At 60.0% G+C, this 13,574-nt stretch carries 12 protein-coding genes; 3 read left to right on the top strand and 9 right to left on the bottom strand.

The genetic code is table 11. The features are described from left to right. Positions 1-10 precede the first annotated feature (10 nt). A complete protein-coding gene (locus ACFSYH_RS06305) occupies positions 11-778 on the bottom strand; it encodes a glycosyltransferase family 2 protein (RefSeq protein WP_377466104.1) in 768 nt (255 codons plus the stop codon). A 165-nt stretch (positions 779-943) separates the two neighbouring features. Next, a complete protein-coding gene (locus ACFSYH_RS06310) occupies positions 944-1,768 on the bottom strand; it encodes a DUF5926 family protein (RefSeq protein ID WP_377465877.1) in 825 nt (274 codons plus the stop codon). A 144-nt stretch (positions 1,769-1,912) separates the two neighbouring features. Here ACFSYH_RS06310 and pgm point away from each other — a divergent pair, with 144 nt between their 5' ends. Continuing rightward, complete coding sequence (gene pgm / locus ACFSYH_RS06315) at positions 1,913-3,586, top strand: phosphoglucomutase (alpha-D-glucose-1,6-bisphosphate-dependent) (RefSeq protein WP_377465878.1); 1,674 nt, start codon at positions 1,913-1,915, stop codon at positions 3,584-3,586. 212 nt (positions 3,587-3,798) lie between these two features. Here the strand turns inward: pgm and ACFSYH_RS06320 are convergent, their stop codons facing one another. Together ACFSYH_RS06320 and ACFSYH_RS06325 are read right to left on the bottom strand one after the other, a co-directional pair. Then, positions 3,799-4,404 (bottom strand): sunset domain-containing protein, encoded by a 606-nt coding sequence (locus ACFSYH_RS06320; RefSeq protein ID WP_377465880.1) that lies wholly within the window; start codon positions 4,402-4,404, stop codon positions 3,799-3,801. Between the two features lie 241 nt (positions 4,405-4,645). Beyond that, positions 4,646-5,854, bottom strand: coding sequence for an ROK family protein (locus tag ACFSYH_RS06325; RefSeq protein ID WP_377465881.1), 1,209 nt, complete (start codon positions 5,852-5,854; stop codon positions 4,646-4,648). Positions 5,855-5,970: 116 nt separating this feature from the next. Here ACFSYH_RS06325 and ACFSYH_RS06330 point away from each other — a divergent pair, with 116 nt between their 5' ends. Next, positions 5,971-7,650 carry a glycoside hydrolase family 13 protein gene (locus ACFSYH_RS06330; protein WP_377465883.1) on the top strand — a complete coding sequence of 560 codons (1,680 nt, stop codon included), beginning with the start codon at positions 5,971-5,973 and terminating at the stop codon, positions 7,648-7,650. A 246-nt stretch (positions 7,651-7,896) separates the two neighbouring features. Here ACFSYH_RS06330 and ACFSYH_RS06335 read toward each other — a convergent pair whose 3' ends face one another. Next, the gene (locus ACFSYH_RS06335; protein ID WP_377465885.1) at positions 7,897-8,754 is read right to left on the bottom strand and encodes a class I SAM-dependent methyltransferase; all 858 of its coding nucleotides are present in this window, start codon (positions 8,752-8,754) and stop codon (positions 7,897-7,899) included. Positions 8,755-8,851: 97 nt separating this feature from the next. On the opposite strand from ACFSYH_RS06335, the gene ACFSYH_RS06340 reads away from it, so the two are divergent. Further along, complete coding sequence (locus ACFSYH_RS06340) at positions 8,852-9,928, top strand: phosphotransferase family protein (RefSeq protein ID WP_377465887.1); 1,077 nt, start codon at positions 8,852-8,854, stop codon at positions 9,926-9,928. 93 nt (positions 9,929-10,021) lie between these two features. On the opposite strand, the gene ACFSYH_RS06345 is transcribed toward ACFSYH_RS06340, so the two are convergent. The 4 genes from ACFSYH_RS06345 to ACFSYH_RS06360 form a co-directional block, all read right to left on the bottom strand. Beyond that, the gene (locus tag ACFSYH_RS06345) at positions 10,022-11,245 is read right to left on the bottom strand and encodes an ABC transporter permease (RefSeq protein ID WP_377465889.1); all 1,224 of its coding nucleotides are present in this window, start codon (positions 11,243-11,245) and stop codon (positions 10,022-10,024) included. Then, positions 11,242-11,949, bottom strand: a complete 708-nt coding sequence (locus ACFSYH_RS06350; protein ID WP_377465892.1) for an ABC transporter ATP-binding protein — start codon at positions 11,947-11,949, stop codon at positions 11,242-11,244. Before ACFSYH_RS06350 ends, ACFSYH_RS06345 begins: the two co-directional genes overlap by 4 nt. After that, positions 11,946-12,980: an efflux RND transporter periplasmic adaptor subunit gene (locus ACFSYH_RS06355; protein ID WP_377465894.1), complete on the bottom strand. Its 1,035-nt coding sequence runs from the start codon at positions 12,978-12,980 to the stop codon at positions 11,946-11,948. The genes ACFSYH_RS06350 and ACFSYH_RS06355 overlap by 4 nt, the downstream gene beginning before the upstream one ends. A gap of 150 nt (positions 12,981-13,130) precedes the next feature. Next, positions 13,131-13,454, bottom strand: a complete 324-nt coding sequence (locus tag ACFSYH_RS06360; RefSeq protein ID WP_377465896.1) for a GNAT family N-acetyltransferase — start codon at positions 13,452-13,454, stop codon at positions 13,131-13,133. Between the last annotated feature and the right edge of the window lie 120 nt (positions 13,455-13,574).

A 13,574-nucleotide genomic window follows, 5' to 3' on the forward strand; every position in this document is an offset into this window, starting at 1 on the left:
TGAGGAATCATCACTTCTTGCCGAAACGGGTGACCTTCTTGAGCCGCCGCGCACTGATGGCCAACTGGACATCGCGATACTGGTTGGCGCGGTGCAGGGTGCCCTTCCAGTCCTTACCCGACGGGCGGTGCTTGAGGTCGCAGGCCACCTCAACCGCAACATAGCCCTGGGTCAGCAGGTCAATCGTGAGACCGGTCTCCACTCCCCAACCGCGAGCAAGCGGCGTGGCCGCTTCGAAAGCCTCACGGGTGAGGCAGCGCATGCCAGACAGAGGCTGCATGGGGGTCCAGCCGGTCATCTTGGTGATCGCGGAACGTGCCGCACCAACCACAATGCCCCGTCCCCCGGCGCCCGGCTGGGGTGGCAGCAGCGCGATGGACATATCGGCCTCGCCGTTCAAGACAGGATCAATCAAAGGGGCGGTGTTCACGGCGGTTTCAGCAAGATCAGCGTCGATGAACAGCAACAATCGTGGCAGACCGCCCTGCGCATCGCGCATGGCGACAACTGCGGCCCCTGTTTCCATGGCGGCGGCCTTGCCGCGGTTGTGCGAGTGGCGGACCACAACCGCACCTGCCTGGCGGGCGATTTCCTGGGTGTTGTCCTCAGACCCGTCATCGACCACGAGAACCAGATCGACGTGCGGAATGGCCTTCGCGGCCCGGACAGTCTGCGCGATCCTACGAGCCTCATCCTTGGCGGGGATGACCACCGCAACACGTTGCTTCTTCAACTGCTTCTCATTCACCTGCGATGACGCTGACTTAGCCCTGCGAATCCGCGCGACGGGAGTGCCTCCGGTGTGCGGAGTGGAGCGGGGACCCTCGTTCACGGCGAAACACTTCCTCACGAAACCTAGAATTACTCTTGAACAAAATATTACGTTGTGGTTGGCACTCCTGCGAACGAGACAGGGCCAACCACAACGTAAATGTCGCTTAATTTAGCGCAAGGTCACCTGACGCGAGATGATGCCAGCGCGGGCACGACGCTCGTTTGCATCGAGTGGTTCGGTGTTCTCGATTGCTGGCTGAAGTTTCTTCCAGAACTCAGCAACCGCGTCCTGAATGTCTTCCGCCTCAGAACCACGTACGAGCTCCCACACTGGGATGACAATTCCACATGAGCGGAACGCACCGAGGAACTTCGCGCCCTCGATCGAGGACTCGCGCTTGGCGTGCAGGCGGGCGATGCCGTTGATGACGGCATCCTCGTCGTACGGCATGCTCCAGCGCAGGAACTCCTTTGGACCCATGCGGCACCAGTAGGCGGAGTCAACGGTCGTGAGCTTGACGGTGTCGATCATGGAATCGGCTGCCTCGTCGAGAGCGCCACGCAGTTCCGCGTTGATCTCGGCGTTCGGATCGATCCAGTAGTCGAAGTTGTCGTGGACGACGACCTCGAACGGAGCGGTCAGGTCAAGCACGTCCTGGAGACGTGGACCCGGTCCAGGCAGTTCGGAGCGAGTCAGCGGCAGGCCCGGCTCGAGCTCGAACGCATCGAGCAGGTTCGCTGCCAGGTCACGAGACAGGTCGCCCGAGCCTGCAAGGGTCTGCAGCGCGAGAATGACGGTGCCGTCCTCACGGTGCAACGCAGGAAGCTGCTCTGGGAGCGACGTCGAGATGACGAACTCACGGGAGCCGTACTCCGCAGTGGTACGAGCATTGATGGTTGCTGCTGGAACTACCTCGCGCATGGCGACAAGGTCAGCCTCCGCGGGAATTCCCTCGAAGGGGCGCAGCACAAAGTCAGTGGAAATCTTAGCCATGGGTCCAAGCCTACCGGCTTGGGCTGTCCACCAAGCGCAGGAATCCGCTGGAAGTCAGGGAATCGTCGGCAATAAAGAATCCAATTCGTGAAACAAACGTGATTGGGACCACGCGCCACGTCAAGTAATGGCAAAATCGAACCTATGGACCCACGTGCTGGCACTCTCGCCCTCCCAGAAGACCTCATCGACGTTGATGCGCTCATCAGCGCGTACTACGACCTCACCCCGGATATCTCGGATCCGACCCAGAAGGTGACCTTTGGTACGTCCGGTCACCGTGGTTCGTCGCTGGATCGGGCGTTCAACGAGGCGCATATCGTTGCGACGACCGCCGCGATTGTTGAATACCGTCGCGGACAAGGCACCGACGGCCCGCTGTTCATCGGTCGCGACACGCACGCGCTGTCGCTCCCAGCCTGGCAGTCAGCCATCGAGGTTTTGGCCGCCGCTGGCGTGACCGTAATGATCGATGCCCGCGACTCGTTCACCCCAACGCCCGCCGTCTCCCACGCGATTCTGCTGTTCAACGGCGCAGGTACTGCAGAGGGCGTGCGCACCACCGGACCGGGCCTCGCCGACGGAATCGTGGTCACCCCATCCCACAACCCACCCCGTGACGGCGGCTTCAAGTACAACCCGCCGCACGGTGGCCCAGCCGACTCGGATGCAACCACGTGGATCGCCAACCGCGCCAATGACATCCTCAACGAAGGATTCCGCAACATCCCTCGCCTCTCGCTCGCGCAGGCCGAGGCCTCCGATTACGTCAAGCGGCACGACTACCTGAGCGCCTACGTTGACGACCTCGCCAACGTGCTCGACCTCGACGCGATCCGCGATGCTGGCGTGCGTATCGGCGCTGACCCACTCGGCGGTGCGGCCGTCGAGTACTGGGGTGCAATCGGCGAGCGTTATGGACTTGACCTGACTGTGGTGAACCCTCAGGTCGACCCTCGCTGGGCGTTCATGACCCTCGACTGGGACGCGAAGATCCGCATGGACTGTTCCTCCCCCTACTCCATGGCATCGCTCGTGGAGAAGGTGCGCGGCTCCGATGCGTTCGACATCGCAACGGGTAACGACGCCGACTCCGACCGCCACGGCATTGTCACCCCGGACGCTGGCCTGATGAACCCGAACCACTACCTCGCGGTCGCGATCAACTACCTGTACTCCGGCGCGCGCCCCGACTGGAATCCCAACACCACGATCGGCAAGACTCTCGTGTCCTCTGCGCTCATCGACCGGGTCGCCGGTGGGTTGGGCCGCGAGTTCATCGAGGTTCCCGTCGGCTTCAAATGGTTCGTGCCCGGTCTGCTCGATGGCTCGGTTGGGTTTGGTGGCGAGGAGTCCGCTGGCGCGTCCTTCCTGCGGAAGAACGGCACCGTCTGGTCGACCGACAAGGACGGCCTGATTCTCGCTCTGCTCGGCTCCGAGATCATCGCCAAGACCGGCAAGTCGCCGTCGCAGCACCACGCCGAGTTGGTGGAACGGTACGGCGAGTCCTGGTACGCCCGCGTCGACGCCCCGGCCTCGCTTGAGGAGAAGGCAACTCTGTCCAAACTGTCGCCTTCGCAGGTCACCGCGACCTCGCTGGCTGGCGATCCGATCACCGCTCGCCTCACGGAGGCTCCCGGCAACGGCGCGGCGATTGGCGGCCTGAAGGTCACGACCGACAACGCGTGGTTCGCGGCCCGCCCTTCCGGCACCGAGAACGTCTACAAGATTTACGCGGAGTCGTTCGTTTCCGCCTCGCACCTCACGCAAGTGCAGGAATCAGCGAAGCAGGTCGTGTCCGAGGCGCTCGGTTCCTAGCGTTTTGTTGTAGAAAATGGGCCACCGGACTGTCCGGTGGCCCATTTTTTATGCGCGGTTGCGGATGGTCAGGCGGGTTCGTGTGGCCCGTGTGTTGGCGTGGCCTGACTGGCGATGAGTCGGCGCTTCCCGCGCTCGGGTCACCTCCCAGCCACACTACTGGTGGCCAAGCTCAGCGGGCGACACTGGCGCATCTACCTCGCTATCAACCGTTAACGCTTGGACTTGCGATACCCGGCACTCTTGGCCGCGCTTTCAGTTGCAAAGCACTCTTCGGGGTTTGTCCGAGAATAGTAGGCTCCGCCGGGAACGTGATAGATCAGTTCACCAGAAGACGACACGTTGCCCTTGATTGGGTGGCTTGAAGGGCAGTTCCAACCTTTCGGCTTCACCCGGTTGGGTTTCTTGGTGACAGGCTTCTTTCCCTGCGTGATCTTGAGCGTCTGCGTCAGGTTCTTGGTCTTGGTTTTTCCGTAGACCCACTTCGAGGTTTCCGCGCTCTTGGTAGCGACCTTGTACTTCACGGTGGTTGTCACCCTGTAGGTACCTGCACGGAGCTTGGCGCTCTTCTTCTTGTTGACGATTGTCTTCTTGCCCTGCTTGACAGTGATCAACTTCGAAGAAATCTTCACCTTGCCCTTCTTCGTGACATTCGGCTTGATCGTGACCTTCTTGCCGTAAGCGGCCTTCTTGGATTTGATCTTGGCAACCTTAACCGAGCCTGGTTTCTCACTTGCCACCGCTGGGGTGGCGACGAAAGAGGCAGACAGACCTGTAAGCACGAGAGTAGCCACGGCGATACCGCTGAATTTTTTCATGATGACTCGTTTCAACACCAAACTAGGCGACCGATCGACACTGATTTTCTGACCATATCTCACGTGTGGCCTGCATTTCTGCCCACCGTCCAGCCAATAAGACATTATTAGGTCAAAAATACAATGGGTAGAACAGCCCCGGGGAAGGCGCGGGTACGAGCAACCACCCAACGCCTCACCAAACGACCGACCAAAATCGAGTACTCGTGGTCAACCAGCCGACTCGTCGGCGATAAGAAACCTACTGGTCCCGCGCAACGCACAGCGATAGGACTTCGGCCCGCGCATGGTCGAGGGCAGCCTCAACCGCACCAACCGCAACCACATCCGCGCCAAGAGCAGACGCAACCAACTCGGGTTCTGGAAGATGCAGTTCGCCTGGCAGTAGTTCCTGTGCCACGTCAATGACGCCCTGCACCTCTGCCGCGACAGCACCTCCGACAATGATCCGCTCCGGGTCGTAGAAACCACCGAAAAAACCCGCGATACGGGCAAGCCGCTCGCCAGTACGCTGCACCAACTCAAGCGCAATGCCGTCGCCGCCACGAGCAAGTTCAAAGACAAACTTACTGGTCAGTTCATCAGGTGAGGCCTGTGCAAGAGGATGTCCCGCAGGCACATCACCAGAACGGGCAAGCTCACGCGCCCAACGAGCCACGATGCTGCCCAGGCCGTCTGCTTCGCCTATCCCTTCGACATGGATCAGCGCATACATCTCACCAACACCGCCGTGCAGGCCGCGCAGCAGATGACCGTCCACGACCACGCCGGAACCGAACCGTTCGCCCGCGAGGAGAGCAACGAAGTTATCGAGGCCCTGAGCCGCGCCTACGGCACGTTCCGCAATCGCCGCAAGAGCCGCATCGTTCTCGACTTGCACGAGCGGCACCATCGCGTTGAGGAGCGAGCGGAAATCAGGATTCATGGTGGGCCAGAAGTTCTCGGCATGCACTGGAGAGTCACCATGGCGGTTCACTGGCGCAGGCACCCCGACTGCAATGCTGACGATGTCTTCCCAACTGAGAGTGGCATCTGAGAGGGCCACTGCAATCGCTGCGATCAACGCCCCGCGGCGGTCTTCCGCAGTCGTCGCATGGGCAACGTCAACGGACGAGGCATTCTTGACGGCACCGCGCAGATCGGCAACCCGGATTGTGTAGTGACCCTGACCTGCGTCCACACCGACAACGTGTGCGGCTTGAGCGTTCAGTTCGAAGCGCCGGGAGGGTCGCCCCTTCGAATATTGGCCCGCCTCACGAGCATTTGGGAGTTCGGTCAGCAGTCCGCACGCCACTAGTGCGTCAATCGCTTCGATGGTGGTGGACCGCGTTAAATCGACTTCCGGCATTGCGTCGCTTGCGGTGAAGGCCTGGGCCTTCCATGCGTAGTCGAGGATTGCCTGTTGGCTTGCCCTGCGCTGTGGTGTGGGAATGGGAAGCGGAGACCACATCTATTGACCTCCCTGTTAGTCGTGCCGCATTATTGTATCGAAGGCTTTAATTCGATCATCAAATTTAATCACCCGTTACGCCTACATCACCACTCACTCATTCCTGAGGAAATACCATGACTAACGAAACCCTTCATGCCACTAGCCCAAAACAGACACCCGAGTGGTGGCGGCAAGCAGTCGTCTACCAGGTGTATCCACGAAGCTTCGCCGATTCCAACGGGGACGGCCTTGGAGACATCCCCGGAATCACCTCTCGCGCCGACTACCTCAAGCAGCTTGGCATCAATGCCGTATGGCTGAGCCCTTTCTATCCCTCAGCGCTCGCGGATGGCGGCTATGACGTGGCAGACTACCGCAACGTCGATCCGCGTTTGGGAAGGCTTGAGGACTTTGACGAGATGGTGTCCGCACTCCACGCGCGCGACATCAAGGTTGTGGTGGACATTGTCCCGAACCACACCTCGGATCAGCATGAGTGGTTCCAGGCGGCACTCAAGGCGGGCCGTGGGTCCAAGGAGCGCGAGCGTTACATCTTCCGTGACGGGAATGGACCTGACGGCAACGAACCACCCGCAGACTGGGTATCGGTGTTCGGCGGTCCAGCCTGGGAGCAGGTCGAGGATGGGCAGTGGTACTTCCACAACTTCGCGGTTGAGCAGCCTGACCTCAACTGGGACCATCCTGAGGTGCGCGAGGACTTCCTCAAAACTCTGCGTTTCTGGTCGGATCGTGGCGTGGATGGTTTCCGGATCGATGTCGCACACATGCTCACCAAGGATCTGCCTGAGGCCCTACCAAGTCGGGCCGAACTTGAGGCGCTCCCCTATGACGGCAACCACCCCATCATTGACCGCGATGATGTCCACGAGGTGTACGCCGAATGGCGCAAGGTGTTCAACTCCTATGACCCACCGCGCACGGCGGTTGCCGAGGCGTGGGTTGCCCGGGACCGCGTGCCCAAATACGCTCACCCCGAGAGCCTCGGCCAGGCCTTCAACTTCGACCTCTTGCAGGCCGACTTCGATGCCGAGCAGTTCCGCACCATCGTGGCCGACAACCTTGAGCTTGCCTCGCGCTCCGGCTCGTCCAGCACGTGGGTACTGTCCAACCATGACGTGGTGCGGCACGCCACCCGCTATGGTCTTCCCGACTTCGCGGAGGAGGCGCGCAATCCACTGGGTGCCAAGAACGGGCAGGCGTGGCTTTTGACGGGCGGCCGGGAACCGGAGCTCAACTGGGCGAAAGGCTCCCGTCGCGCCCGCGCGGCAACGCTGTTCATGCTCGGGTTGCCAGGTTCGAGTTATCTGTATCAGGGTGAGGAACTGGGCCTGCACGAGGTCGCCGATATCCCGGACGAGGCCCGCCAGGACCCCACTTTCTTCCGCAGCCCTGGCGTGGAGGTTGGCCGCGACGGCTGCCGTGTTCCGCTCCCATGGGAGCAGGAAGGACCCTCGTTCGGGTTTGGTGCTGCCGCCCCGCACCTGCCGCAACCTGCATGGATGGCCGAGTATGCGGCGTCTGTCCAGGACGACGATCCAGCCTCAAGCCTGAACCTGTACCGTCAGGCTCTCGCCGCACGAGTGAAACTCCAGACGCGGGAAACGCTCGACTGGGTCGAAAGCGGTCGTGACGATGTCCTACGTTTCACGCGCCCAGGCGGCTGGGAGGTCATCACGAACTTCGGCACCGATCCGTACGAGTACGACGGCGCGGGGGCGGAGGTTGTCATAGCCTCCAGCCCAACCGAGCCTGGCGTGGTAGTGGGTGAGACGACGGTCTGGCTCAAGTACTAAACCGGTTCCCGCTTCCTCACGTAGTCAATCTAATACTCATTTGAGAGTGCACTATTCCACACTCTCAGTGCGCGAGAGTGAACTTTTGGTAACTCTCAAAGCACGACGCACACACCAAGTGCGCAACGAACGCGAGCCAGGGCTGGCAGGCCCTGGCTCGTCGTCAATCTAATAACTGCTACCAGCGCACTCGCACCGCTTCTTCTCCTTTGAGAGTGCACTTTTGGTAACTCTCAAAGTATGGCGCTAGTTCTTACGGGCCACCACGGTAAACGTACACGGCACAGCCGCCCGCAAAGCGCCTGGCCACGCAAAGCTGCCATCTGGCAGGCGTTCCATCTCCTTCGAGAACTCCCACGGCAGCGTGTCGCCCTCGTAGAACGCCTCGATGGTCAGTCCCGCCGCGATCAGCGAGTTGATGACCTCGGCAGTTGAATGCGGGAACTCGTACGTCCGCGTCGAGGTGATGGTGCCACCGCCCGTGTAGGTCTCGTCCGAGTCCCAACTCTGTGCGTGCCCGTTCTCAAAGTAGCGGTAGCGCACGACCGGCGGGAACGTCTGATCGTCGAGCGCATACAGGCTCGGGTGGCCGTCACGGATATAGAACAACCCGCCATCTCGCAGCAGTGCAGCGACCTGCTGCGCCCATTGTCCGAGGTCTTTCAGCCACCCGATCGCGCCGATTGACGTGTACACGACATCGAATTGCTTTCCGACGAGTCGGGCGCTCTCCAGCACGTCCCCCTGCACCCAGGTGGCTGGGAGATTCAGTTCCTGTGCGAGTGCTTCCGCTGCGTCGAGCGCTGGCTGAGAGAAGTCCACACCCGTGACCTGAGCGCCAAGACGGGCGAAGGACAGCGTGTCGGTTCCGATGTGACACTGCAGATGTGCCAGGTCGAGCCCATCAATCGTGTGGCCCAGGTGCCTTTCGATGTACGGACGATCATGGGCGACCACACCTGAAATATGGTGTGGGTCGTCCCTAAACGCGTTCAGTCCGTAAGCCTCGACATGTATGGCCACACGTTCATTCCAGTTGGCTAGATTTGCATCACGGGCGTCTTCCCACGTGATGTCTACGTTCTCGTTGTCTAGTTGTTCCATGGGTCCAACCTATGGAGGAACGCTCGCGTAAACCACTTATTTTCCACTGGCGGGAAAATCCTGGATCGTTGTTTCCGTGAATCGCTAAAATTACCTCATGCCAGCACTTGAGATATCACCTGAACAGTTAGAACGTCTCGTTGCACCGCTTGGGAAACTGGCTTCCTTCGAGCATCTCACCGGTGGAATGTTTGCCACGACCTTCAAGGTGACCTTGGAGGATGGACGTACCCTTGTGGTCAAGACCGCCCCGGCCGATACCTCAAGCCTGCTGTCCTACGAGCACAACATAGTGGCGACCGAACGCCTCATCTACGAGATGTGCTCGGATAAGCCCGCCCTGCTCATGCCCCAGGTCGTGTACAGCGATTTCACACGTGAAATCGTTGCCGGTGACGCTCTGATGGTCACCGTCCTGGAAGGCACGCCGTGGAATGTTCTCGCGGAGAAGTCACAGGTCCGATGGGATGAACCCGGCATAGAGCGCGAACGCGGCGCCTATTTCGCTCGACTGCACACGGTCACCGGAGAACGCTACGGGTATCCCGGTCTTCCTGATCTCCAAGCCAGCACCTGGCGCGGGGCCTTCGAGCTGATGCTGCGCGCAATCCTCGATGACTCTAAGGGGTGGAACATCGACCTGCCCTGCGATGAGATCTGGGCGGCATACGAACGTAACGCCCATCATCTTGAAACCGTTCGCTTTCCCCATCTAGTGCATATGGATGTCTGGCAAGCCAACGTTTTCCTCGATGGGGAGGAACACATATCGGGGATCATCGACACAGAACGAGCGATCTTCGGCGATCCGATCTTCGACTTCATCGGCGCAGATCAAATGGGATTCGCCCCAGTCAACGCACATCAGTTGCAGGGCTACGAGACAGAGGCTCAAGCAATCTTGTCCTCCGTGGAGAGACACGGGACGCTTTCCGGGTTGGGCCCGGTAGACATCGATGTGGCTCGCACCCTAACTGAGCTCAGTCTGCCTCGTCGTCTTCCCGCTGCCGGAACCCTGAGCAACCAAGAAATCCGATTCCTACTCTATCGACTCTACTTCTGCGCCATCATGATCGTGGAAGTGGGGCCACGTGCCTATACCGGCGATTGGTTGATCGAACACCTCGACAAGCTCCACACGAATCTCCGACTGGCTTTGGCCGCCCTACAGTAACGTTTCGGCACGGCAGGCGCATCTGAGACCGACCACGCAACCACGACGAGCCGGGGCTGTAAGGCCCCGGCTCGTCGTCAATGGACAAGAAAACTAGCCTGCTGCGCGCATCGCCTCGATCGGCTTGATGCGGGTCGCCACGAGACCCGGAATCAGTCCCGCGAGCGCACCGATGATTGTCGCCACAACCAGACCGGTCACCGCAGCGCCGGTCGGGAACGGTGGAGGATTCTCGATGGGCATCCCCATGAGTTTCTCCACGATCGGGAACTGGCCCACCACGATCACCGCGAGCAGGACCCCGATGAACCCGGCCAGGAACGTCGCCACCACGGATTCCATCATGATCGAGAAGAACACTCGCCCCGTTGTCGCACCGAAGGCCCGACGGATACCGATCTCGCGAATACGCTGCTGAACCGTCACAAGCGAGATGTTCACGAGCGACAAGGCGCCAATCGCAAGAATCAGAGTCCCGATTCCCAACACGATCGTTTGGAACGTGTCCATGAAATTGTCCTGCTCGCCCATCATGTCTTGGTTGTTCCACGCCTCGATGCCCCAGTCATCGGAGACATACGGCTTGAAATACGCCTTCGCCGCATTGGTGGCTTCCTCGACGGCGGTTGGTTCGAGCCACATCTCCAGTTGCGGGTACAAACTACTCATCGCGTTCGCGTCGGCTGCAAACATATGGACATACGAGTCCCACAGAATATAGATGCGTGGCATTTCCCCTTCCCACTCATCAGGGACGACTCCGATCACCACAAGGTCATGGTTGCGATCAGTGCCCGAGATAGCGATCTTAGGCTGCACGGACAAATCTCGCGGAGTTCCCGTCTGCTGCAAATAGGCTTCGTTCACCACGATCGCGGGGGCAAGGCGCTGTGTGTCTCCCGGACCGAACCAAGCACCCGACAGAACCTTGAGGTTGTGAATGTCCTTGTAGGCATGATCGATGACCCGGATTTCGCTCTCAAGTTGGCCCGAATCGGTGATAAATGTATTCCATGAGTAACTGAGACGGCTTGAGTAGGCGACCTGGAAACGTTCCGCGAATGCCTTCATGGCCTCAGGGACTTCCTTCATGCCCCGCTCCGTGGAAGCGTTGACGTTCACCGTGAGCATCGCGTCGCGGCCGTTCCACTTCTGCGTGAGTTCTGTGTTCGCTTGGCCCAGCATCTGACCGATTGCGAGAACCGAGGTCATCGCGGCAACGGCCACCGCCACGCCCACGAGCGACAACAGTACGCGGAGCTTGTGGATACGCAGTTCGTCCCACGCCTCGATCAGGGAGCCGACGAGTACGCTCATGCGAGCACCTCCCGAGCACTGTGAACGAGGTGCAGCATGCCGTCTGCGAGCGCGTACTGGGTGTCTGCCTTCTCCGCGATCGACAGATCGTGCGTGATCACGATAAGCGCCGCGTTGTTCTGGTGGGCCACGTCCTGCAGCGTCGCCATGATGTGCGCGCCCGTCTCGACGTCGAGCGCACCGGTCGGCTCGTCGCAGAGGATCACTGCCGGGTTGCGCACGAGTGCGCGGGCGATTGCGACGCGCTGCTGTTCACCACCCGAGAGTTGTCCGGGCATTGACTCGAGTCGCTGTTCAAGTCCGACCCGGGTCAGGCCAGCCTCCGCGATTGAGTTTCGCCGCCAGAACTGGCTTCCTTTTCCGTAGAAGAGTGGAGCCGTGACGTTCTCGAGGGCGTTGCGCTTGGGAAGCAGGTTGAACTGCTGAAACACGAACCCGAAGGTGTTGCCGCGCAGTCTGGTACGGCGTCGTTCGCCCATGCCATACACGTCGGCCCCGTTCAGGTGATAGGTTCCGGTGTTGGCTTTGTCCAGCATCCCGAGGATGTTGAGAAGGGTGGTCTTTCCGGTACCAGATCGCCCAACGATCGACACGTACTCACCCTGCTCGACCTCAAGGTTGATGTCCCGCAGGATGTGCAGCGGTGAGCCGTCGGCGAGGGATACCGTGCGCGTGATGTTGCGCAGCGAGATCAGCGAGGTCACCAGATCATGCCTTCTTCAGGGTTGAGCTCCTCCATGTTTCCCGGAGCGAACTGCCTGATGGAATCGCCCTGTTCGAGTCCCTCAACGACCTCGATCATCTCGCCGTCGGACAGTCCGAGTTTGATGTCGCGTTCGACTTCCTCGCCCGTGGCTGGATCGATGACCCACACGCGTCCGGTCTCCAGAACACCTTGAACGGCTGTGATCGGTACAGCGACAACGCCCTTGGCTTCACCGGCAAGGACCGTCATGGTTCCGGTGAGTCCGGCGAAGAGACGCACCTTCTTCGGCGCTGGGCAACGCATCTTGACCGCTGTCGTGCTGTCGTTCTGTGCTTGACCCTCGTAGCCGTAGAAGTCCTCACCACTGTCGTCTTCCGGGTTGGGTTCAACGGCGATGACGTCATTTCCAATGGCAAGCTTCTTGCATGTGAATGGGGCAGGCCCGCCGTCGAGTTTCACCTCTGCCTTCTTTGGGTCGTCAAGCAGGCGGTAGCGGTCCTGGGGGCTCAGATCGCCCTCGACCGACAGGGTCTCCGGGGCAACGCTGAAGACAACGGTCGTCTTGGTCACCTCATCATCGAGTTCGACGACGTACTTGAGTTTTCCGGCAAGTGGAGCGTGCAGTGTCTGCCGTGTGAACCGCCCGGTATCCGCTGGCTCGATGACGTTTCCGTCCTCGTCCTCACGTGCCTGGCTCATAATCGGCTTGCGGATCTCCGCGATGGGCTGCCCCTCGATGACGTCTGCGCCGTTTGGCACTGCCCAATAGCCGAGGTATCCCTCTGAACCGGCCTTCACCTCAACGCTTGGGTCTGTCACGACAGTTGCGGTCACCTCAACGTTGTTGACGATATCTGCGGTCTCGACTGTATATGTGGGTGCCGAGAAATCACTTGTGGGGATGAGCCCATCGTCAGCGTTCTGAGCCTGCGGTGCGGAAAGGAAAGCTATTTTCACGAGCGCCCCTGCGATGATCGCCCAGATAACGATCCGAATAGCCGGGAAGACGATCTTGGTCCAAACGGTCACGGTATACTCCTTCAGATTCTTCTGAAGGATACTCGTTATCGCAGGTCAACGGCATCAACCCCAGGGTTGATGTGGTGCGGTTCCACGTAGTCCCACAGGGTGACGGGCTAAAGTCCCTGATACACCCCAAAGGACACTTTGGTTGTGCACTTACTGCTTGGACGCGAATAGATCCTGGTAGACCGGGTTACGTTCGATGTACTTGGCGATGAACGGGCAGATCGGGTCAACCGTCGCGCCGATCTTTCGAGCCCATGAGAATGCCTCGGACGCGAGTTCCGAGGCGATGCCTCGGCCACCGAACTCAGGCTTGACAACAGTGTGTGGGATCGCCAGGACCTTGTTGAACAGACCTTGCCCGCGCAACTCGTACTCGAGATAACCCGCCTCAACTCCACCGTCCAAGCGAGCCACGAACCGGTTCGTCTCTTCGACCTGAACGATCTCGTATCCCTCAACCACACCGTCAGCCATGACGCTCCCACCAATCAGTCAACAAAGTTCACCTGAAATTCCATCGTGCCATATTCAGCATAAAACAGCGGTTCCATGCGCCAGAACACCTTGGACGGTGCCGCAAATCACCGTTACAAA

The sequence above is a fragment of the Populibacterium corticicola genome (assembly GCF_042683685.1).
In the GTDB taxonomy this organism is placed as follows: Bacteria; Actinomycetota; Actinomycetes; order Actinomycetales; family Cellulomonadaceae; genus Timonella; species Timonella corticicola.